The 23,147-nt window shown below is 47.0% G+C and carries 16 protein-coding genes and 1 riboswitch; all 16 genes read left to right on the top strand.

The window, feature by feature from the left end; translation table 11 throughout:
- Window positions 1-29: 29 nt before the first annotated feature.
- Window positions 30-1,949: a stage V sporulation protein D gene (locus OVA33_RS17145; protein WP_003154438.1), complete on the top strand. Its 1,920-nt coding sequence runs from the start codon at window positions 30-32 to the stop codon at window positions 1,947-1,949.
- A 195-nt stretch (window positions 1,950-2,144) separates the two neighbouring features.
- Window positions 2,145-3,617 (top strand): UDP-N-acetylmuramoyl-L-alanyl-D-glutamate--2,6-diaminopimelate ligase, encoded by a 1,473-nt coding sequence (locus OVA33_RS17140; RefSeq protein WP_017417733.1) that lies wholly within the window; start codon window positions 2,145-2,147, stop codon window positions 3,615-3,617.
- A gap of 107 nt (window positions 3,618-3,724) precedes the next feature.
- On the top strand, window positions 3,725-4,699 hold the full coding sequence (mraY, locus tag OVA33_RS17135; RefSeq protein WP_007409707.1) for a phospho-N-acetylmuramoyl-pentapeptide-transferase: 975 nt from the start codon (window positions 3,725-3,727) through the stop codon (window positions 4,697-4,699).
- Complete coding sequence (murD, locus tag OVA33_RS17130; protein WP_025649484.1) at window positions 4,700-6,055, top strand: UDP-N-acetylmuramoyl-L-alanine--D-glutamate ligase; 1,356 nt, start codon at window positions 4,700-4,702, stop codon at window positions 6,053-6,055.
- Window positions 6,056-6,113: 58 nt separating this feature from the next.
- Window positions 6,114-7,214 (top strand): stage V sporulation protein E, encoded by a 1,101-nt coding sequence (gene spoVE, locus OVA33_RS17125; RefSeq protein WP_003154430.1) that lies wholly within the window; start codon window positions 6,114-6,116, stop codon window positions 7,212-7,214.
- A 116-nt stretch (window positions 7,215-7,330) separates the two neighbouring features.
- Window positions 7,331-8,422: an undecaprenyldiphospho-muramoylpentapeptide beta-N-acetylglucosaminyltransferase gene (gene murG / locus OVA33_RS17120; protein ID WP_110085517.1), complete on the top strand. Its 1,092-nt coding sequence runs from the start codon at window positions 7,331-7,333 to the stop codon at window positions 8,420-8,422.
- A gap of 25 nt (window positions 8,423-8,447) precedes the next feature.
- Window positions 8,448-9,359 (top strand): UDP-N-acetylmuramate dehydrogenase, encoded by a 912-nt coding sequence (murB, locus tag OVA33_RS17115; protein WP_015388267.1) that lies wholly within the window; start codon window positions 8,448-8,450, stop codon window positions 9,357-9,359.
- A 128-nt stretch (window positions 9,360-9,487) separates the two neighbouring features.
- The gene (locus OVA33_RS17110) at window positions 9,488-10,276 is read left to right on the top strand and encodes a cell division protein FtsQ/DivIB (protein ID WP_007409710.1); all 789 of its coding nucleotides are present in this window, start codon (window positions 9,488-9,490) and stop codon (window positions 10,274-10,276) included.
- Between the two features lie 549 nt (window positions 10,277-10,825).
- Window positions 10,826-12,139 (top strand): cell division protein FtsA, encoded by a 1,314-nt coding sequence (gene ftsA, locus OVA33_RS17105; protein ID WP_003154425.1) that lies wholly within the window; start codon window positions 10,826-10,828, stop codon window positions 12,137-12,139.
- Between the two features lie 35 nt (window positions 12,140-12,174).
- Window positions 12,175-13,323, top strand: coding sequence for a cell division protein FtsZ (gene ftsZ, locus OVA33_RS17100; protein ID WP_014417721.1), 1,149 nt, complete (start codon window positions 12,175-12,177; stop codon window positions 13,321-13,323).
- A 273-nt stretch (window positions 13,324-13,596) separates the two neighbouring features.
- The gene (locus OVA33_RS17095; RefSeq protein WP_128974071.1) at window positions 13,597-17,892 is read left to right on the top strand and encodes a S8 family peptidase; all 4,296 of its coding nucleotides are present in this window, start codon (window positions 13,597-13,599) and stop codon (window positions 17,890-17,892) included.
- A gap of 216 nt (window positions 17,893-18,108) precedes the next feature.
- On the top strand, window positions 18,109-19,038 hold the full coding sequence (gene spoIIGA, locus OVA33_RS17090) for a sigma-E processing peptidase SpoIIGA (protein ID WP_025649482.1): 930 nt from the start codon (window positions 18,109-18,111) through the stop codon (window positions 19,036-19,038).
- Window positions 19,039-19,095: 57 nt separating this feature from the next.
- Window positions 19,096-19,815, top strand: coding sequence for an RNA polymerase sporulation sigma factor SigE (gene sigE / locus OVA33_RS17085; RefSeq protein ID WP_007409714.1), 720 nt, complete (start codon window positions 19,096-19,098; stop codon window positions 19,813-19,815).
- 139 nt (window positions 19,816-19,954) lie between these two features.
- Window positions 19,955-20,737, top strand: coding sequence for an RNA polymerase sporulation sigma factor SigG (gene sigG, locus OVA33_RS17080; RefSeq protein WP_003154420.1), 783 nt, complete (start codon window positions 19,955-19,957; stop codon window positions 20,735-20,737).
- 128 nt (window positions 20,738-20,865) lie between these two features.
- Window positions 20,866-21,663: an ABC transporter ATP-binding protein gene (locus tag OVA33_RS17075; protein WP_007611292.1), complete on the top strand. Its 798-nt coding sequence runs from the start codon at window positions 20,866-20,868 to the stop codon at window positions 21,661-21,663.
- A gap of 4 nt (window positions 21,664-21,667) precedes the next feature.
- Window positions 21,668-21,772, top strand: a riboswitch (TPP riboswitch).
- A gap of 75 nt (window positions 21,773-21,847) precedes the next feature.
- Entirely contained in the window at window positions 21,848-23,128 is a 1,281-nt protein-coding gene (locus tag OVA33_RS17070) for an acetylornithine deacetylase (RefSeq protein ID WP_021493713.1), read from the top strand.
- Window positions 23,129-23,147 lie beyond the last annotated feature (19 nt).

Here is a 23,147-nt window from a genome sequence, read left to right as displayed (position 1 = left end):
ACAAGCCTAAATAAGGAGTGGACGGTCCCTTGCGCGTTTCAAATGTAACGGTTCGAAAACGTTTATTACTGGTTTTGCTTTTTGGCGTAATCATTTTTTTGATCATTGACAGCAGATTAGGCTATGTCCAATTTGTGATGGGAGAAAAGCTGACTTCACTGGCTAAGGATTCCTGGAGCCGGAATTTGCCGTTTGAGCCTGAGCGGGGAGAGATTCTTGACCGAAACGGCGTGAAGCTGGCTACTAATAAAAGCGCGCCGACCGTCTTTGTCGTACCGCGCCAGATCCAAAATCCCATAAAAACGGGCAAGCTTCTCGCGTCAGTTTTAAATATGTCGGAAGAGAAGGTCTACAAACACATTACTAAGAAAACCTCCATAGAAAAAATCTCACCCGAGGGGCGGAAAATTTCCAATAAAAAAGCGAAAGAAATCAAAGCGCTAGACTTAAAAGGGGTTTATGTGGCTGAAGACAGCATCCGCCATTATCCGTACGGAAGCTTTTTGTCCCATGTTCTCGGTTTTGCCGGTATTGATAACCAGGGCCTTCTCGGATTGGAGGCTTATTATGATGATGACTTAAAAGGTGTCAAGGGATCTGTGAAATTTTATACGGATGCCAAGGGGAAGAAAATGCCTGATGAAGCGGATGATTACACCCCTCCGAAAGACGGACTTGATATGAAATTGACGATTGACGCCAAGGTTCAGACGATTATAGAAAGGGAGCTCGACAATGCAGCGGCGAAATATAACCCGGACGGAATGATTGCGGTCGCAATGAATCCGAAAAACGGGGAAGTGCTCGGCATGTCAAGCCGTCCTGATTTTGATCCGGCTGACTACCAATCGGTGGATCCGTCCGTTTACAACCGGAACCTGCCGGTATGGAGCACATATGAACCGGGTTCGACCTTTAAGATTATTACGCTTGCGGCGGCTCTCCAAGAGCAAAAAGTAAACTTGCAAAGAGACCACTTTTATGACAAAGGATTTGCCGAGGTCGACGGCGCCCGCCTCCGATGCTGGAAAAAGGGCGGCCACGGTTCGCAATCTTATCTTGAAGTCGTTCAAAATTCCTGCAACCCCGGGTTTGTACAGCTGGGGGAACGGCTCGGAAAACAAAAGCTGTTTCAATATATTAAGGACTTCGGCTTTGGAAAGAAAACAGGCATTGATCTGCAAGGGGAAGGAACGGGGATCTTATTCCCGCTTGACAGAGTCGGCCCGGTCGAACAGGCGACAACCGCTTTCGGACAAGGGGTTTCCGTCACGCCGATTCAGCAGGTGGCAGCCGTTTCCGCGGCAATAAACGGCGGAACGCTTTATACTCCGTTTATCGCCAAAGAGTGGGTTGATCCCGTTACGAAAAAAACCGTTAAGAAACAATCGCCGATTGCGAAAAGGCAAGTTATTTCCCAGGAAACGTCAAAGCAGATCAGATATGCTTTAGAAAGCGTCGTCGCTCAGGGAACGGGGCGGAATGCCTTTGTGGAAGGATATCGCGTCGGCGGAAAAACAGGTACCGCACAAAAGGTTAAAGACGGCAAATATCTCGAAAACAACCATATCGTCTCCTTTATCGGTTTTGCGCCGGCTGATGACCCGAGCCTTGTCGTATATGTCGCGGTTGATAATCCGAAAGGTACGATTCAATTCGGGGGAACCGTCGCCGCGCCGATTGTCGGAAATATGATGAGAGACAGTCTGCCTGAGCTCGGCGTCAAACCGCGAAAAAATCAAATCGAGAAAAAATATCAATGGAACGACACAAAAACAATAGAGGTTCCGAATGTTGTAGGGATGTCTGTCTCTGATCTTGAGTCGCTGCTTGTCAATTTGAATATAGACTCCTCAGGAAAAGGAAGCAAAATTGTGAAACAATCACCTGCAGCCGGAACGAAAGTAAAAGAAGGCTCAAAGATCCGTGTTTACTTGAGTGAAGAATGAGTCTTTTTGAGGCAGCCGATTGTTTTCGGCTGCCTCTTATCATAAAGAGAAAAAAAGAAGATAACTTTTAAGATTAACTGGATGTATCCTTTTATTTACGCTAAAATATGAACTGTATGTTTAAAAGCCATTCTGACTTTTATAAACGGTTATCATGATAAAAGAATGAATAGAATTTCTGAGAGGTTTGATACAATGAAACTTACAAAGCTGCTTACATATTTAATGGCCGAACCTGTTCAAAATGACTTTCATGACCCTGACATAACTTCAATTGAGATGGACTCCAGGGAAGTGAGAAAAGGGAGTCTTTTTGTATGTATAAAAGGGTATACGGTAGACGGACATGATTTCGCCCAAAAAGCCGCAGAAAACGGCGCAGCGGCCATCGTTGCCGAGAAAGAGCTTGACGTCGATGTTCCTGTCATTATCGTCCGCCGGTCACAGCGGGCGCTCAGCGTTCTTTCTGACGCGTTTTATGGGCAGCCGACAAAGCAGCTTCAGCTTATCGGCATCACCGGCACAAACGGCAAAACATCAACGACGCACATGGTTGATGAGATTTTCAAAAAAGCGGGAAGGCAGACCGGTTTAATCGGAACGATGTACATTAAAATCGGGGATGAGACATTCCCGGTCAAAAATACAACGCCCGAAAGCGTCACACTGCAAAAAACGTTCAAGAAAATGAATGATGAGCATGTTGACACAGCTATTATGGAAGTGTCTTCTCACGCTCTGTCACTCGGCAGGGTTCACGGCTGCGATTATGATATCGCCGTATTCACGAACCTGACGCAGGACCATTTAGACTATCACAAGACGATGGAAGACTACAGACAGGCTAAAAGCCTCCTGTTTTCCCAGCTGGGCGGCTCCTTTAACCACGAAAAGCCGAAGCGGGCCGTTTTAAACGCAGATGACAAAGCCAGTGCTTATTTTGAAAAAGTGACGGCGGCGCACATCCTTACATACGGAATCGAGAACGATGCCGATGTCATGGCGAAACAAATCGAGATCTCTGCGCAAGGCACAAGCTTTGAACTCGTTACGCCAAAAGGAACAAAGCAGATCACGGTTTCACTCGTCGGCCGCTTCAACGTGTATAACGTACTGGCTGCAGCGGCGACAGCGATCGCAGCGGGACTGCCGTTTGATACGATCGCAAGCGCTCTTGAAGAGCTTCAAGGTGTCAGAGGCCGGTTTGAACTGGTGAATCATAATCAGCCGTTTCCTGTGGTCGTCGATTACGCGCACACGCCTGACAGTCTGGAAAACGTTCTGAATACATGTAAAGACATGACAGAGGGCAAGCTTTTCGTCGTCGTCGGCTGCGGCGGAGACCGGGACAAAACGAAACGCCCGAAAATGGCCGAAATTGCGGTGCGGATTGCCGACGAACCGATTTTTACTTCAGATAACCCGAGAAGCGAGGACCCGCTGGCCATATTAAGAGATATGGAAAGAGGGGTAGAAGGCACCTACTATCACAGTATCGCAAACCGCGAGCAGGCTATCTTTTTTGCCATTGCCAACGCGAAAAAGGGAGATGTGGTTCTGATTGCCGGGAAAGGGCATGAAACCTATCAGCAGATCGGCAATGAAACATTCGACTTTGATGACGCCGAAGTAGCGGGAAGAGCTATTGTTGAGCTGAATAAAAAGTAAAACAGGAAAGAGTGTTAGAATGAGGGAAATGAAAAGAATTACGGGGACACAATGTGAATATGATAAATACGTATGTCGTTTGAACGAAACGGGAGGAGAAAAGAGCAATGCTTGAGCAAGTGATTTTATTTACAATAATAATGGGATTTTTAATCAGTGTTCTGATATCTCCGATTCTTATCCCGTTTTTAAGACGTTTAAAATTCGGCCAAAGTATCAGGGAAGAGGGGCCGAAATCACATATGAAAAAATCAGGGACGCCGACGATGGGCGGGGTCATGATTATCGTATCCATCGCCATTACGGCGATTGTCATGACGCAGAAATTTTCGCATCTGAGCGCGGAAATGTTTCTTCTGCTGTTTGTTACGATCGGATACGGCCTGCTCGGCTTTCTGGATGACTATATTAAAGTAGTAATGAAACGGAATCTCGGATTGACGTCGAAGCAGAAATTGATCGGCCAGATCATTATTGCCATTGTATTTTACGGAGTATATCATTATTGCCATTTTTCAACCGGCATCAGGGTGCCGGGCACACATCTGTCAATCGATCTCGGCTGGGGATACTTTATCCTCGTTCTCTTTATGCTTGTCGGAGGTTCAAATGCCGTCAACCTGACAGACGGTCTGGACGGTCTCTTGTCCGGTACCGCGGCTATCGCATTCGGCGCTTTCGCCATCCTTGCGTGGAACCAGTCACAATATGACGTTGCGATTTTCTCGGTTGCCGTTGTCGGCGCCGTTCTCGGTTTTCTTGTATTCAACGCCCATCCCGCCAAGGTATTTATGGGGGATACCGGTTCGCTTGCGCTCGGAGGAGCGATCGTGACCGTTGCCATTCTGACGAAGCTTGAAATTCTGCTCGTCATTATCGGCGGAGTATTTGTTATTGAGACCTTATCTGTTATCTTACAAGTCATCAGCTTTAAAACGACAGGAAAACGAATCTTTAAGATGAGTCCGCTTCACCACCATTACGAATTGGTCGGATGGTCTGAATGGAGAGTTGTCGTCACATTCTGGACTGCGGGACTGCTGCTTGCCGTTTTAGGAATTTACATCGAGGTGTGGTTATAAGTGGAAAACGAACTTTTTTTGCAAAAACAAAACTTTCTGGTCCTCGGACTGGCGAAAAGCGGATATGCGGCTGCGTCGATTCTTCATGAAAAAGGCGTTAACGTCGTCGTGAATGATCAAAAAGCCTTTGAAGAGAACGAACCTGCCCAAAGGCTTGCAGAAAGAGGAATTGAAGTCATCTGCGGTGAGCATCCGACGTCACTTTTTGATCAGCATCACATTACCATTCTGATCAAAAATCCCGGAATCCCGTATGAAAATATCATGGTGGAGGAAGCGCAAAGAAGAGGCATCCCGGTCTGGACGGAAATCGAGCTTGCGTATTATATCACCAATGCAAAATTCATCGGCATTACAGGTTCAAACGGGAAAACAACAACGACGACCCTGATTTATGAAATGCTGAAAGCTGACTCGATAAAGGCGCTGATCGCAGGGAATATCGGCACTGTCGCCAGTGAAGTGGCTTATCATGCTGACGGTGATGAATGGATCGTCACAGAGCTTTCTTCGTTCCAGCTTATGGGGACTCATGCGTTCAGACCTGAAATCGGCCTGATTTTAAATGTGTTCGACGCTCATTTGGATTACCATCACAGCCGTGAAAACTATGAAAAAGCCAAGCAGAACGTGTATCTTCATCAGCTTGAGAGTGATACGGCCATCGTGAATCAAAGCGATGAAACAGTCGTGCGGCTTGCCGAAAGCGGAAAAGCCGGCACCGTTCCGTTTTCAGTTCACCAGGAACTGTCAAGCGGCGCATTCATTAAAGACGGAATGCTGATGTTCGGCGATGAAGCGATTCTGCCTGTTGATGACATCGTACTGCCGGGCGCGCACAATTTAGAAAATATATTGGCCGCTGTAGCCGCGGCAAAAACGGCGGGCGCGTCTAATAAAGCGATTCAGAAGGTGCTGACAAGCTTTACCGGTGTCAAACACCGTCTGCAGTATGTAACTGCGATCCAGAATCGTAAATTTTATAATGACAGCAAAGCGACGAATATTTTGGCCACAAGCAAAGCGCTCTCCGCGTTCAAAGCTCCGGTTATTCTGCTTGCAGGCGGACTGGACCGCGGCAACGGTTTTGACGATCTGAAACCGTATATGGACAATGTCAAAGCGGTCCTGACGTTCGGACAGACAGCGCCGAAGATAGAAAAACTGGGCAATGAGCTGGGAATACAACATGTCAAACGTGTCGATAATGTTGAACAAGCAGTATCTGCGGCGTTTGCGCTCTCAAATGAAGGAGACGTCATCCTCTTGTCACCCGCGTGTGCAAGCTGGGATCAGTTCAAAACATTTGAAGAACGCGGTGACATGTTTATAGATGCCGTGCATATGCTTAAGTAAGGGCTTGTCTCTGTTCATCGGCAGCCCTAAATGACTTATGCTTGGGGTGTCGATTGCTTTGACTACTAAAAAAACAGCGCCTGATTTGTTATTAGTTATCATTACGTTATTGCTTTTAACAATAGGATTAATTATGGTCTACAGTGCAAGTGCGGTATGGGCGGATTATAAATTTGACGACTCGTTTTTCTTCGCGAAACGGCAGCTGCTGTTTGCGGGGATCGGCGTCATTGCCATGTTTTTCATTATGAATGTGGATTATTGGACATGGCGCACATGGTCGAAGCTGCTTCTGATCATTTGTTTTTTTCTGCTTGTGCTTGTGCTGATTCCGGGAGTCGGAATGGTGCGGAACGGTTCAAGAAGCTGGATCGGAGTTGGAGCGTTCAGCATTCAGCCTTCGGAGTTTATGAAACTCGCGATGATTGCGTTTCTGGCTAAATTTCTTTCTGAAAAACAGAAGAACATTACGTCATTCAGACGCGGATTCGTTCCCGCGCTCGGAATCGTGTTTTCTGCATTTATTATTATCATGTGCCAGCCCGACCTGGGAACGGGGACGGTAATGGTGGGCACGTGCATCGTGATGATTTTTGTTTCCGGTGCGCGAATCGCTCATTTCGCGTTTCTCGGACTCATCGGTTTAAGCGGATTTGCGGCGCTTGTTCTGTCCGCTCCATATCGGATTAAACGGATTACCTCTTACTTAAACCCGTGGGAGGATCCGCTTGGAAGCGGATTTCAGATCATTCAGTCGCTCTATGCCGTAGGTCCGGGAGGTCTGTTCGGGATGGGGCTGGGTCAAAGCCGGCAAAAGTTTTTTTACCTGCCGGAGCCGCAAACCGATTTCATTTTTGCTATTTTATCTGAGGAACTCGGCTTTATCGGCGGTTCGCTCATATTGCTGCTGTTCAGTATTTTATTATGGCGGGGCGTCAGGATTGCCCTCGGCGCGCCGGATTTATACGGAAGCTTTGTCGCCATCGGTATTATTTCTATGATAGCTATTCAAGTCATGATTAATATCGGCGTTGTGACGGGGCTGATCCCGGTAACAGGAATTACGCTGCCGTTTTTAAGCTACGGAGGCTCATCACTGACGCTGATGCTCGCAGCGGTCGGCGTGCTTTTAAATGTCAGCCGGTACTCGAGGTATTGATCTGTATCTTGCCTCATCACTCATGATTTATTCGTTATCTATAAAAAAACAGACAACATCAATAACCCTGTCCTAAAAAACAGGGTTATCGCTATGTGATTAAGGGGGACATACGAATGCGTATTGCAGTAAGCGGAGGCGGAACCGGAGGACATATTTATCCGGCCCTGGCCTTTATTAAAGAAGTTCAGCGCCGGCATCCGGATGTGGAATTTTTGTATATCGGAACAGAGAACGGCCTTGAGAAAAAAATTGTTGAACGGGAAAATATTCCGTTTCGCGCCATTGAAATTACAGGTTTCAAACGAAAACTTTCTTTTGAAAATGTAAAAACCGTCATGCGTTTCTTAAAAGGCGTGACGAAAAGCAAATCATATTTAAAAGAGTTTAAACCGGATGCCGTTATCGGTACAGGCGGCTATGTATGCGGTCCGGTTGTATACGCGGCGGCAAAAATGGGGATTCCAACGATCATTCATGAGCAAAACAGCCTGCCCGGCATCACAAATAAGTTTCTCTCGAAATATGTTAATAAGGTGGCAATTTGCTTTGAAGAGGCAAAATCGCATTTTCCTGCTGAAAAAGTTGTGTTTACGGGAAACCCGAGAGCCTCTGAAGTCGTCTCAATTAAGACAGGCCGTTCATTAACTGAGTTCGGGCTGAAAGACAATCAAAAAACGGTGCTCATTTTCGGCGGAAGCAGAGGCGCGGCTCCCATTAACCGTGCCGTTATAGATATGCAGGAAGAATTGAAAACGAGACCTTACCAAGTCCTTTATATTACCGGGGAAGTGCATTACGAGAAGGTAACGGCTGAGCTGAAAGGCGGAAAAGCCGCTGATAATATGGTGACAAAACCGTTTTTGCACCAAATGCCGGAGTACTTACAATCAATTGATGTCATTGTGGCAAGAGCCGGAGCGACGACGATTGCGGAGATCACCGCTCTCGGCATTCCGAGCGTGCTTATTCCGAGCCCGTATGTGACAGCCAATCACCAGGAAGTCAATGCGAAGGCGCTCAGCCAGCATGACGCTGCAATCGTACTGAAGGAAACCGAGCTCAGCGGAGAAAAACTGATCGCTGCGCTGGACAAAATCGTCATGAATGAAGAAACCTTAAAGGACATGAGTGAGCGGACAAAATCACTCGATGTTCCGGATGCGGCAGCCAGACTGTACAGTATCATGAAAGACATAAAAAAATAGAGCAAATGGAATGCGGAGGTTTATGATGGAGAACGTAATTCAGGAATTAAGAGACCGCGAAGTCGGCAAAGTGCTGGAACAAGAACCGCTCGCGAACCATACAACGATGAAAATCGGCGGTCCGGCGGACATTTTGATCATCCCCAACCGTGTGGAAGCGGTCAAAGATATTATGGATATTGTGAAGAAACATGATCTGCCATGGACGGTTATCGGCCGCGGTTCAAATCTGCTCGTGCTTGATGAAGGCATAAGAGGAGTTGTCATCAAACTGGGCGCGGGTCTGGATCATTTGGAGATTGACGGTGATCAAGTGACGGTCGGAGGCGGCTATTCGGTCGTCCGGCTTGCGACTTCCATGAGTAAAAAAGGAATGTCCGGTCTCGAATTTGCAGCGGGCATTCCCGGATCAATCGGCGGAGCCGTCTATATGAATGCCGGGGCGCACGGATCTGATATGAGTGAGATTCTTGTGAAAGCCCGTATCTTATTTGAAGACGGCACAATCGAATGGCTGACAAACGAAGAGATGGATTTCAGCTACAGAACGTCTGTTTTGCAGAAAAAACGCCCCGGCGTCTGTCTCGAGGCAGTTCTTCAGCTTGAGCAGAAGGAACGGGAAGCCATTACGGCGCAAATGCAGCAGAACAAAGATTACAGAAAAAATACTCAGCCGTATTCAAGCCCCTGCGCCGGAAGCATATTCAGAAATCCGCTGCCGAATCATGCCGGAAACCTCGTTGAAAAAGCGGGATTAAAAGGACATCAGATCGGCGGAGCGAAAGTATCCGAAATGCACGGGAATTTTATCGTCAATGCCGGCGGAGCGACTGCCAAGGACGTTCTAGACCTGATTGAGTATGTGAAAAAGACAATCCGTGAGCAGTATGATGTTGACATGCATACAGAAGTTGAAATCATCGGAGGGAATCGTTAAAAGGTTCTCTGATTACATGAGCTCATGTGATATACTTTTAACAAATGTCAAACGGCATCACAGCATGCCGTTTGTTTTTCAATCAGACGAATGTCAAGCTGTTTCATTCTTAGTGAGGTGGACAGGCAGTGAACCCAAATCATGAAAGAGAAAAAATCGTAAATATTGAAGAGCGGATTCCGAAAATCAAAGAGCAGCGGAAACAAAAAGCAAACCGCCGGCTGATTTCATTCATTGTGCTCTTTTTTATGATGGTGCTGATCATCGTGTACTTGCAGATGCCGATCAGCAAAGTGTCTTCTGTCACCGTTTCCGGAAACGAAAACGTTTCTGTAAAAGAGATCAACGCGCTTTCTGATATACATAACGGACAAACCGAGTTCTGGAGTCTGAACAAGAAACAAACAGAAGAAAAGATTGAGCAGAATAAGCTGGTGAAAAAGGCGGAACTTTCAAAAGTATTTCCTAACAAAGTCAGCATTCACATTGAAGAATACAAGACGATCGCGTATCTGCAGCGACATGATGTGTATTATGAAGTGCTGGAGAACGGCACTGTGCTGCCGAACGAAGTCACACCGGATGACGCGGGCCCGATTTTGGTTGACTGGACAAACGCGAAAAAGCGGGTCAAAATGGCGGAGCAGCTTGATAAGCTTTCCGGTTCGCTTAAGCAGTCGATTTCTGAAATCTATTATACACCGGTAAAAATGGATCAGGACCGGATCAAGCTGTATATGAACGACGGGTATGTAGTTACCGCTTCTATTAAAACGTTTGCCGGCCGGATGAAGACCTATCCTTCTATCGTTTCCCAGCTGGACGGCGGGAAAAAGGGGATTATCCACTTAGAAGTCGCTACGTATTTTGAAGAATTTAACAAAGGTAAATCCGGCAAGAAAAAAGAAAATGATTAATAGTTCTAAAGAACTAATTTAAAGGTGATTCAAAAGAATCTATTACAATCAGCGGGGCAGCCGATATAACCGATAGCGGAATCATTATGACTATGTTTGTTTTTGCCCGGGATATGGCTGCCGGACAAGCGGAAAATTCTCAATGCAATGGGCGTGTCTTCTGCAATGAGCATTGCATTTGGAATTTTCCTCCTGTTTCTTCTTTTTTCGGATGTTTCTGGCAATATCTATAGCTTTTCTGGAGGTTCATCTTAGTGTAGACTAATGGAAAGCGGGTATATTTGCATCTGGTTTGCACATTATGGCACCGTGACAGGAAATCTTACGGTAAGGTGGGCCGTCTCTAAAAAAAATAAAAAAAATGCGATATAAAAGAGGATATACATAGAATATAACGAATAGTTTCATTAAACATAAATTGTGAGAAATCAGATAAGAATTTGTTGATGCTGTTGTTTTTGTTACACACTTGTAAAGCCACATTCATTGTATTGTTGTTCCGCAAATAATAGAATAGAATTTGATCGAAATGTGAGGAGGTGCCATAGAATGAACAACAATGAACTTTACGTCAGTCTTGACATCGGTACGTCCAATACAAAAGTGATCGTCGGAGAAATGACAGATGATTCCCTTAACATTATCGGAGTGGGAAATGTACCGTCTGAAGGGTTGAAAAAAGGCTCAATCGTTGATATAGATGAAACCGTTCATTCTATAAGAAAAGCGTTTGACCAAGCTGAAAGAATGGTAGGTTTTCCGCTGAAAAAAGCCATTGTCGGCGTTAATGGAAATTATATTCATATTCAAGATACGAACGGCGTTGTCGCTGTTTCCAGTGAAAACAAAGAAATTCACGTTGAAGACGTCCGCAGGGTAATGGAAGCGGCACAGGTCGTGTCAGTTCCGCATGAGCAGCTGATCGTAGACGTCGTTCCTAAACAGTTTATCGTTGACGGAAGAGACGAAATTACCGATCCGAAAAAAATGCTCGGCGTGCGCCTGGAAGTAGAAGGCACGCTGATTACCGGCTCCAAAACGATCTTACATAATTTACTTCGCTGTGTGGAGAGAGCGGGCGTTGAAATTACTGATATCTGCCTGCAGCCGCTTGCGGCCGGTTCGGCGGCTTTGTCAAAAGACGAAAAAAACCTCGGAGTCGCCATGATTGATATCGGAGGCGGCTCGACGACGGTGGCGGTATTTGAACAGGGACACCTGAAGGAGACAGCCGTCATTCCGCTCGGAGGCGAAAACATCACGAAAGATGTATCGATCGGATTGCGCACTTCCACCGAAGAGGCTGAAAGAGTAAAAAAACAATTCGGACATGCATTCTACGATGAGGCTTCAGAAGATGAAGTATTTGAAGTCACCGTCATAGGAACGAATCAAAAGCAATCTTTTACACAGCAGGAAATTGCCAATATTATTGAAGCAAGAGTGGAAGAGATTCTTGAGATTGCCGCAGCCGAAATTGAGCATATGGGAATTACAGATCTGCCCGGCGGCTTTGTGCTGACCGGCGGACAGGCCGCTATGCCCGGAGTGCTTTCATTGGCACAGGAAGTGCTGAGGCACAATGTAAGGGTCGCAAGCCCGAATTATATCGGTGTAAGAGACCCTCAGTATATGACGGGTGTCGGCTTGATACAATTTGCCTGCCGAAATGCCAGAATTCAGGGAAGAAAAATAGGCTTTCATATGCCGGAAGAAGCCGTGCAGGAAATCGCGGTCTCTCACGAAGAAGAACATCATCAGCGGCCAGAGGCGCAGCAGCGTCCAAAAGCAAAACAAAAAACACAAGCCGAACACAACAAACCGAGCAAAATGAAAAAACTATTAAGCATGTTTTGGGAATAGATTGATAGTCATTCGGCAGATTAGGAGGATTTAGCATGTTGGATTTCGAAACAAACATAGACGGCTTAGCATCAATTAAAGTAATCGGAGTAGGAGGCGGCGGTAATAACGCGGTCAACCGAATGATTGAAAATGAAGTACAGGGTGTAGAGTACATTGCGGTAAACACGGACGCGCAAGCTCTTAACCTGTCAAAAGCGGAAGTGAAAATGCAGATCGGGGAAAAGCTGACCCGCGGTCTCGGAGCGGGAGCGAATCCGGAAGTCGGCAAAAAAGCCGCTGAAGAAAGTAAGGAACAAATCGAAGAAGCGCTAAAAGGCGCTGACATGGTGTTCGTTACAGCCGGAATGGGAGGCGGTACCGGAACGGGAGCCGCACCGGTTATCGCGCAGATCGCAAAGGACTTAGGCGCTTTGACTGTCGGTGTCGTAACAAGACCGTTTACATTTGAAGGAAGAAAACGCCAGCTGCAGGCTGCAGGCGGTATCACGGCAATGAAAGAAGCCGTTGACACACTGATCGTTATTCCGAATGACCGCATTCTTGAAATTGTCGATAAAAACACACCGATGCTTGAAGCATTCCGTGAAGCTGATAACGTGCTTCGCCAAGGGGTGCAAGGTATCTCTGACCTCATCGCGACGCCTGGTTTAATCAACTTGGACTTTGCCGATGTCAAAACCATCATGTCCAACAAAGGTTCAGCATTGATGGGTATCGGGATCGCTACGGGCGAAAGCCGTGCTGCTGAAGCCGCCAAAAAGGCGATCTCCAGTCCGTTACTGGAAGCGGCAATCGACGGAGCGCAAGGTGTTTTGATGAACATTACGGGAGGTACAAACCTGAGCCTCTACGAAGTGCAGGAAGCAGCCGACATCGTCGCTTCTGCATCTGACCCTGATGTCAACATGATTTTCGGTTCAGTTATCAATGAAAATCTGAAAGATGAAATCGTCGTCACCGTTATTGCGACCGGTTTTATCGAACAGGAAAAAGATGACTCAAAACCGCAGCGCCCGACTTTAAACCAAGGATTGAAGTCTCAAAGCCAAAACGCTGCGAAACGTGAGCCGAAACGAGAAGAAACACAGCATCAAAACACGGCGAACCGCCATACATCACAGCCGGCGGATGATGCCCTCGACATTCCTACATTTTTAAGAAACCGCAACAAACGCGGCTGATGTAAAAAAGGACAAGACCACATGGTTTTGTCCTTTTTCTTTTTTGTGCCAGTCTTCCTTCCTATCCCCATGATCTATACAGTGAAAAAAGAAACTTTATACCTATGACGAATTGATTGTTTTTTAGTTTTATACGGCTTTCTACAGAATGTGACAATATCTGGATGGAAGATTGTCTACATTTAACGTACAGCATCGAAAATGACAAACGATTCCAATTATGAAGGAGGGATACACATTTTATAGGGCGTTACCAAATAAGGGGGGATACGATTGAAGAAAAAAACGAGAAACAGATGGACAGGCTCCGTTTTAAGCGCGATTGTCGTCAGTTCACTGTTGTTTCCGGGTGCAGCCGGAGCGAACAGCACACCGGGGGCAGTTTCTTTCACCAAAGATCTTTCTTCCTCTAAGAGCATTCAGCATAAGATTTCCGATTCAGTCAAGAAGCGTTTTGAAAAAAATGATAAAGTCACGTTTCTTATCAAATTTAAAGAGAAAGCCAATACGAAAAAAGCGGTCAAAGAAGCAGAAAAAAATGCCAAGTCTCAATCGCTTTCCGCAGCAAAAACCGAATATCAAAAGCGGTCAGCCGTCGTTTCTTCTTTAAAACTGGCGGCTCATGATGCGCAGCAGAATCTGAAAACATATTTGGAAAAACAAAAAAAGAAAGGCAAGGCTGATCACATCCATTCCTATTATATTGTCAACGGAATGGCAGTCACTGCTTCGAAAGAGGTAATGGAAAAAGCCGCCTCATTTCCTGAAGTAGAAAAAGTTCTTCCGAATGAAAAACGTCAGCTTACTCAACGACAATCAAAAGCTCCTTTTCAAATGAAGAAAAAACAAAAAGAGATCAAAGCAAAGGAAGGCATCGAATGGAATATCAGCCAAATTGATGCGCCGCAGGCCTGGGCCTCAGGATACGACGGAACCGGCACGGTTGTCGCCTCCATTGATACGGGAGTTCAGTGGGATCATCCGGCGCTTAAGGAAAAATACCGGGGTTACGATCCTGAAAATCCCGCAAAGCCGAATCATGAGATGAACTGGTATGATGCCGTGTCCCATAAAGACGCTCCCTACGATGATCTTGAACACGGCACTCATGTAACAGGGACCATGACGGGTTCAGAACCTGACGGCTCAAATCAAATCGGTGTGGCTCCGGGGGCGAAATGGATCGCAGTAAAAGCATTTTCAGATGACGGAGGAACCGATGCCGATATTTTGGATGCCGGTGAATGGGTGCTCGCGCCTAAAGATAAAAACGGCACGCCGCATCCCGAGATGGCGCCGGATGTTGTTAATAATTCCTGGGCAGGCGGTTCGGGAATGGACGAGTGGTACCGCGATATGGTGAATGCGTGGAGAGCGGCAGGGATTTTTCCGGAATTCTCTGCGGGAAATGAAGACTTATTTACACCGGGAGGACCGGGTTCAATCGCGAATCCGGCCAATTATCCTGAAGCATTTGCGACAGGTGCGACTGACATCGACAAGAAACTCGCTGATTTCTCACTTCAAGGCCCCTCACCGTATCATGAAACAAAACCGGACATTTCGGCTCCGGGAGTGAATATCCGTTCTTCGATTCCTGGAGGAACATACGAAGGCGGCTGGGATGGAACTTCAATGGCCGGGCCGCATGTGGCGGCGACGGCGGCTTTGTTAAGGCAGGCAAACGCCTCTATTACGGTCGATGAAATGGAAGACGTTTTGACGCGCACCGCGGAAAAGCTGACAGATTCCGTTTTTCCGGAGTCACCGAATAACGGTTACGGCCACGGTCTCGTTAACGCTTTTGATGCCGTTTCTGCCGTAACGGACGGAATCGGAAGCGTAGCAGGCAAGGTCTCTTCTGCGGGTGAAGATCACAATCCGCCCAGCTTTCATCATGAACCGGTCTCAGTGGCTTACAAAGGGGCAAACCTTCCGTTAACGGTTACAGCAGAAGACGATGTAAGCGTAACTGAAGTCATCCTTTCCTATCAGTTTGATGAAGGAGAGTGGAAAACGACAGCCGCCGTTCAAAAAAGCGGTGATGAAAAAAAGGGAACATACCAGGCGGAAATTCCGGATGTAACGGGAAGCAAGATAAGTTATAAATGGACCATAAAAGATTTCGGAGGTCATTCTGTAGAATCTGATACGTACCGGGCTGACGTGAAACCGAGCGTTACGGCGGGATACAAAGAGGATTTTGAATCACAGCCGGCGGGCTGGTCCAGTTACGGGACACATGACCAATGGGAATGGGGTACCCCGGGTTCAGGGCCCGGCACCGCATTTTCCGGAGATAAAGTGTATGCGACGAATCTGTCCGGCCCTTATGCCGATTCAGCCAACATGAATTTGGTGATGCCTCCGATTCAAGTTCCGGAAACAGGACGGCTGTTTTTACAATTTAAAAGCTGGCACAAGCTCGAAGAATTTTTTGATTACGGGTATGTGTTCGTTCTGCCGGAAGGAAAATCAAATTGGGAGCAGGCGGCCGTTTACAATGGTGACTCCGCAGGATGGAACGATGAAGAGGCTGATTTATCTGCGTATAAAGGCCAAAACATAAAGCTCATGTTTAATATGCAGTCAGACGAAGTACTGAATGAAGACGGATGGTATATCGATGATGTCCGGCTTTCAAGCAGCCCTCTCGGCAAGGCGGCCAAAAAAAATAAACACAAAAGACAAACACCTCCCGGCCACCTGAAGAAAAAAGCCGTCAGTCCGAAACAGGCCAAACCGGCAGTGAAATCACCCGGAAAAAGAGTGAAACGTGAAACAAACCTCCTGCCGCTCAGAGCGCAAATCAGTGTCTCCGAGACGGGGAAATCCGTATATTCCGACCCTGCAAGCGGAAGCTACAGCCTGTCGCATAAGGCGGGAAGCTATACGCTGAAAGCCGAGGCTTACGGATTTAAGTCCGCTTCGAAACAAGTTTCTATTCAATCAGACAAAACCGCACAGGCAGACTTTACACTGGAGCAAATGCCGTCCGGCACGCTAAAAGGAACCATCACCAATCAGTCAACAGGCGAACCGGTAAAAGGGGCTGCGCTTTATGTGGCTGAGGATGCCGCAATTGAACCGGCGGTGACAAACGATAAAGGGGAATATTCGCTTAAGGCGTACGAAGGCTCCTACACAATCAAAGTAGCGGCAAAAGGCTTTTACAATAGCGAATTTTCCGTTGACATCAAAGGAGATGCTGAAAAAAACGTCAAGCTTAAGCCGTATATCGGTTATGAAGGGGAAATTGCCTATGATAACGGAACGGAAGAAGCCGCGCTGTCATATTTTAAAGCCGGCAGCAAATCTGCCGTAAAGATGACGCTTAAAGACGGAAAAGAACACGGTATGCTGACGGAAGGCCTTTTTAAATTTTGGGGCGCCGACTGGCCTGATCCGGGCGGTACCGAATTCCAAGCAGAAGTATATGATGCATCCGGCCCTGATGGAGCTCCGGGCAGCAAAATTGCCGGCCCGTTCCAAGCTGAAGCGCTTCGAAACGGCGAATGGACCAAAGTGGATCTCAGCTCAAAAGGAATCGCGGTCGGAAAGAATTTTTATCTTGTGTTCCGCCAGACGAAACCCGATCCTTATACACCTGCCCTGTCATCTGATGACGGCAGTCCGTACTCGAACAGAAACTGGCAATACCTCGACGGCCGCTGGTCTAAAACCGATAAATCAGACGGAAACTTTATGATCAGGGCTTTGGTCGACTACGAAGCTTCTGTGCCTGACATAACGTCGCCTGAAGACCGGTCATTTACAAACAAGAGGTCAATCACGGTGAAAGGAACGGCTTCACCAAAAACCGCTGTCCGTCTTACCAATAACGGTAAAACCGCCGCAGAAACGAAAGCAGATGCAGACGGCAATTTCCAGGCCGGCGTCACACTCACTGAAGATGCCAATCGGCTGACGGCGGCATCTGTGACAGACAGCGGGTCAACCGATGAGTCACGCCCTGTCACGGTCATACTGGATGAGGATAAGCCGGATGTGACGATTGACAGTCCGGCAAACGGTGATAAAACAAATAAAGAAGCAGTGACCGTAAAAGGAAAAGTGCACGACGCCCATTTAGAATGGGTAAAGGTGAACGGAAAAAAAGCTGAAGTAAATAACGGTTCTTATCAAGCGAGAACCCTTCTGGAAAACGGCAGCAATGAGATCAAGGTCACGGCCTCAGATGAAGCGGGTAACAAAACAACGAAAAAGACGGTAATCGATGTCAATTACAATGCTCCCGTCATTTCCGGATTGGTTCCCGGAGCGGATAAGGAATTAAAAGCCGGAGAATCAGTGAAAATCGCTTTTTCAAGCGGAAAGAAATTAGACGCTTCCTTCGTGATCCGTCTGCCTCTGACAAACGCCCGGGCAGGGAGCCAAAACGCAACAGAGCTTCCGCTGAGAGAAATTTCTCCGGGACGATATGAGGGTTACTGGACGGCGACTTCTTCCATCAAAGCAAGCGGAGCAAAAATTGACGTTATCGCAAGAGATGACTACGGAAATGAAACGAGACAGACGGCTAAAGGAAAACTTTATATCAATGAGTAAAAACAGAGCGCTGCCAAATCACGGCAGCGCTTTTTTAGTTGAAGGGGACAATAGGAAATCAACCCTTTCGGCCCTCGACAAATAAAACGGTTATCCCTTAAAAATTGTACTTTACCCTCAACATTAATTGACAGACTTTCCCACAGAGCTTGCTTTATACTTATGAAACAAGAGAGAGAAACAGATAAGTAAGACAAAAGAGGAAAGGGGTCAGATGTGAAAATCTATCTGGATGTCATTTGGCTGTTGAACTTTTGTTTTGATTCTCTTTTGCTTTTATTGACCGCCTTTATTTTAAAACGCCAGGTGAAAAAAAGAAGAGTGGCCGCCGGCGGTTTCATCGGGTCAGTCATTGTGCTTCTGATGTTTACGCCTGTTTCTCCCTTTGTGGAGCATCCGGCGGGAAAAATGGCGTTTTCAGTAGTCATCGTGCTTACGGCTTTTGGCTTTAAACGGTTCCGATACTTTTTTCAAAATTTGTTCGCCTTTTATTTCGCGACTTTTCTCGTCGGCGGGGGAATGATCGGCGTACATTCCCTGCTGCAGACAGAATCAATTGTGCAGCAAGGCGTAATGGTCACAAGCCAGACCGGGTTCGGCGACCCGATCAGCTGGATGTTTGTAGTTATCGGATTTCCGGCCATATGGTTTTTTTCGAAAAAGAGAATTGAAGACATCGAGACGAAGTCCATTCAGTACGATGAACTTGTCATGGTGCAGGCGGAATTCAGCGGACAGACAATCCGCGCGAAAGGATTGGTGGATTCCGGGAATCAGCTGTATGATCCGCTGACGAAAACGCCGGTCATGATCCTTTGCATTGACAAATTCGCTCCGATTCTCAGCGAAAAGGAAACGGACCTCATCAAATCCGCCAGTCCGCTTGAAGTGATAGAGCAGCTTGATGATTCGTTCCGCCATGCGGATAAGCTGAGGCTGATTCCGTACAGGGGCGTCGGCCAGGACAATCAATTTTTACTCTGTTTAAAGCCGGATTACGTCACGATTTTAACAAAAGACGAAATGATCGCTTGTGAAAAATGCCTGATCGGCATCAGCACGAAACCATTATCCGCGGACGGTGAATTTGACGGAATCGTTCATCCGAAGATGCTGACAGGGAAGGCTGTAAAACATGTTTCCTGACGAAAAGTCTGTTATTCATCATACTCAAAATGCATTGTATTTAGAAGGGGGAGGAAGATGAAAAAACTTAAGCTGCGTCTGACATATTTGTGGTATAAATGGCTGATGAAACTCGGACTGAAAAGCGATGAAGTATATTACATAGGAGGAAGCGAGGCGCTGCCGCCGCCTTTGTCTAAAGAAGAGGAGCAGGTGCTCTTATTAAAGCTGCCGAGCGGGGATCAGGCGGCGCGGGCCATCCTGATTGAGAGAAACTTACGTCTTGTCGTTTACATTGCCCGCAAATTCGAAAACACCGGCATCAATATCGAGGACTTAATCAGCATCGGCACCATCGGTTTGATCAAAGCGGTAAACACTTTTAATCCGGAAAAGAAAATCAAACTCGCCACCTACGCGTCGCGATGTATCGAAAACGAAATTTTAATGTACTTGCGCCGTAACAACAAAATCCGTTCAGAGGTATCATTTGATGAACCGCTGAACATTGATTGGGACGGAAACGAACTGCTGCTTTCGGATGTGCTCGGCACAGATGATGATATTATTACAAAAGACATTGAAGCCAATGTGGATAAAAAACTTCTGAAAAAAGCGCTTGAGCAATTAAACGAAAGAGAAAAGCAGATTATGGAACTGCGTTTCGGGCTTGTCGGAGAAGAAGAAAAAACACAAAAAGATGTAGCCGACATGATGGGGATTTCACAATCTTATATCTCCCGGCTCGAAAAGCGGATTATCAAAAGACTGAGAAAAGAGTTTAACAAAATGGTGTAAAATTTTTCCATCTGACAGCCCTTACTGCTGCAAGGATTGCCGCAGCCGGATGTTTATTTCTGTAAAATGGCGGTGCATATTTTTCCCACCCGAGGAGATACTTAACGTTGTACAGCAGCTCCTAGTGGGAGGGAAAAACGTGTCAAGAAATAAAGTCGAAATTTGCGGGGTGGATACCTCCAAATTACCGGTGCTCAAGAATGAAGAGATGAGAAAGCTGTTTAGGCAATTACAGGATGAGGGCGATGATTCAGCGAGGGAAAAGCTTGTAAACGGCAATCTGCGCCTTGTCTTAAGCGTCATTCAGAGGTTTAACAACAGAGGAGAGTATGTTGATGACTTATTTCAGGTCGGCTGCATCGGACTAATGAAATCCATTGATAATTTTGACCTAAGCCATAATGTTAAGTTTTCAACATACGCTGTACCGATGATCATCGGAGAAATCCGCAGATATTTGCGGGATAATAATCCGATCCGCGTCTCGAGGTCGCTTCGCGATATCGCATATAAAGCGCTTCAAGTAAGAGAGCGGTTAATCAGTGAGACAAGCAGGGAGCCGACAGCAGAGGAAATCGCCAAAGTTCTTGAAGTGCCCCATGAAGAAATTGTGTTTGCCCTTGACGCCATCCAGGATCCGGTTTCACTGTTTGAGCCGATTTATAATGACGGCGGCGATCCGATTTACGTGATGGACCAGATCAGCGATGAGCGCAACAAGGATACACAATGGATTGAGGAGCTGGCTCTGAAAGAAGGCATGAGAAGACTGAACGAACGGGAAAAAATGATTTTGCGAAAGCGCTTTTTCCAAGGGAAAACCCAAATGGAAGTCGCTGAAGAAATCGGCATATCCCAAGCTCAGGTCTCAAGGCTTGAAAAGGCAGCCATTAAACAAATGAATAAGAATATCCATCAATAACGGAAAAAGCCTTTAAACCTTGTTTAAAGGCTTTTTTCATGCGATGGTTTACGTTTGCAAAAAAGTGATGTATTCTAATGTGTAAAAGTTTTTAGAAAATTTAAATAAAGTAAACGGGGGAAATTGCAGTGATTTTACAGCTGGACAGTGTGTCATTAAAAAGAAACGGGAAATGGATTTTGAAAGATATTAACTGGCGCGTCGAGAAAAACGAAAATTGGGTGCTGTACGGATTAAACGGAGCCGGAAAAACGGCTTTGCTGAATATGTTATGCTCTTATTACTTCCCCACTTCAGGAGAGATGCAGGTGCTCGGCCATCAATTCGGCAAAACAGAGCTCGGTGACAGGCTCAGAAGGAAAATCGGCCTTGTTTCGGCAGGTCTTCAGCACAAATTATATGCCGCGGACTCCGCTTTTGAAATCGCCCTCAGCGGCGCGTACGCCTCAATCGGGCTGTACGAAACTCCGAGTGAGCAAGTAAGGGAAAAAGCGATCGGTCTTCTGAAGGATTTGGGCGCCATCGGTTACGCCGACAGACGGTATGAAACATTATCACAAGGGGAAAGACAAAGAGCGCTGATTGCGCGGGCGCTTATGGCTGATCCGGAACTGCTGATTTTGGACGAACCCGTGACGGGTCTTGATTTTATGGCAAGGGAGCAGCTGCTGGACACGATTACGTCGATCGCCGAAAAAGAAAATGCGCCGTCCATCCTTTATGTCACCCATCACGCTGAAGAAATTCTGCCGGTATTTGATCAGGCGCTTCTTTTAAAACAGGGCGAGGTGTTCGCCTCCGGGAAAATCAGGGACATGCTTTCTGACGAGCGGCTTACAGCGTTTTTCGATATGCCTGTCAATGTCTTATGGAACAATGGCCGCCCGTTTTTAACACGTGCAAAAGAGGCATCATCCGTAAAATAACATAAATTCACCCTGGGGGTGCTGCCACGCGGCTGAGAGAGGCGTTGTCTCAACCCTTAACGGACCTGATCCGGATCATGCCGGCGGAGGGAAGCGGTGAAAAAAGCGGAGGAAGATCCGTTTTTTACCCGTTTCATTTCATGAATGAACGGGTTTTTTGATACAGCCAAAGGGGAGATTTCCAATGCATCAGATTGATATGCTGTTACACCAGGCGGAGAAACGGCGGCACGACTTCATACATATTGCTGAAAGACTGATAGCCTTTCCCACTCCGGCCCCGCCAGCAAGAAATACGGCAGAAGCCCAAAAGTGGGTGGCCGGCTTTTTAAAAGAAACGGGCTGCTCGGTCGATATGTGGGATGTGTATCCGGAAGACCCGAATGTAGTCGGTGTTTTAGAAGGGACAGATTCAAGCAGGCATCAAAGCCTGATTTTAAACGGACACATTGATGTGGCAGAAGCCGGGGGCGAAGACTGGCACTCTGACCCGTTTCAGCCGCTCGTAAAAGACGGCATGCTGATCGGAAGGGGCGCCGCTGATATGAAAGGAGGATTGGCGTGTGTTCTTTTCTCTCTGAAGCTGATCCATGATGCCGGCATTAAGCTTCCGGGCGACCTCATTGTACAGTCTGTAATCGGAGAAGAAGTCGGTGAGGCGGGGACGCTGGAATGCTGCAAACGCGGCTATCACGCGGATTTTGCGGTTGTCGCGGATACGAGCAGCCTGCATATTCAAGGGCAGGGCGGTGTCATCACCGGCTGGATAGAATTGAAAAGCAAACAAACATTTCATGACGGCATGAGGCGCAATATGATTCATGCGGGCGGAGGCACATTCGGAGCGAGCGCCATCGAAAAAATGGCGAAAATCATCGCTGCCTTGGGAGAGCTGGAGCGCCACTGGGCGGTAACGAAAAGCTATCCCGGCTTTGCGCCCGGCACCAATACGATCAACCCCGCCGTCATTGAAGGCGGAAGACACGCAGCGTTTGTCGCCGATGAATGCCGGTTATGGATCACCGTCCACTTTTATCCGAACGAAACGCACGAACAAGCAGCCGCAGAAATCGAAGACTATATTAATCGTGTCGCTGACAGTGATCTGTGGCTCAAAGAAAACAGGCCGGTGTTCAAATGGGGCGGATCTTCGATGATTGAAGACAGAGGAGAGGTGTTCCCGGCGCTGAAAATCGACCCGGACCATCCGGCAGTTTCTGTCTTGGCTGCATCACACTCAGCCGTCAAAAAACAGGAGCCCGTCATTGATGTTTCCCAAACCGTAACAGACGGAGGGTGGCTTTATCATGCCGGGATTCCGAGCGTCATATACGGCCCCGGCGATTTAAAAAACGCCCACTCCGTAAACGAGGAAGTGTCCGTTGATGAGCTTATGGACTATACGAAAATCATGCTGAGATTTATCCTCGGCTGGTGCAGCCGCAAAAAAGATTGCCCGATGTGACAAGGTTCAGCCCGGCCGT

Source organism: Bacillus sp. KICET-1 (assembly GCF_027721405.1).
Taxonomy (GTDB): Bacteria; Bacillota; Bacilli; order Bacillales; family Bacillaceae; genus Bacillus; species Bacillus velezensis.
Note: the sequence above shows the minus strand (reverse complement) of the source record. Positions and strands in the feature narration are given on the sequence as shown.